This window comes from Pseudoalteromonas sp. HM-SA03 (genome assembly GCF_002289345.1).
Taxonomy (GTDB): Bacteria; Pseudomonadota; Gammaproteobacteria; order Enterobacterales; family Alteromonadaceae; genus Pseudoalteromonas.
The window spans coordinates 1-386 of sequence record NZ_NSDG01000173.1 but is presented as its reverse complement, the minus strand read 5'-3'; the positions used below and the strand labels follow the sequence as shown (position 1 = coordinate 386).

1 pseudogene is annotated in these 386 nt (G+C 45.1%); it reads left to right on the top strand.

From position 1 onward, the window contains the following. Positions 1-12 precede the first annotated feature (12 nt). Positions 13-386, top strand: a pseudogene (locus CKO50_RS23175) (IS5/IS1182 family transposase); the annotation flags it as partial.

Sequence of the window (386 nt, the reverse complement as noted above, 5' to 3'; positions counted from 1 at the left end):
GGGGTTGAATTAATGCTGTCGTTAACTGTTGATGCGGGCCTTAAAAGTAATACCATCAAGCCTTCAAGCTTGCGAGAAGTAGTCGTAGACAGTACCGTCATGGAGAAAAATATCGCCCATCCAACAGACAGTAAACTACTAGAAAAATGCCGCAATAAACTGGTTGGCTTCGCTAAGCAAGCTGGCATTGTGCTTAGGCAAAGTTATGAACGAGTAGGCCCTAAGGCCGCTCAAAAGGTGGCAAGTTATGCGCATGCCAAACAATTCAAACGCATGAAGAAGACGCTGAAAAAACAGAAAAACTATCTCAGGCGAGTGATGAAAGACATCTTGAGAAAAATCACTGAGCAGCCAAGCCAGGCGTTTATCCATGCCCTACAACAGGC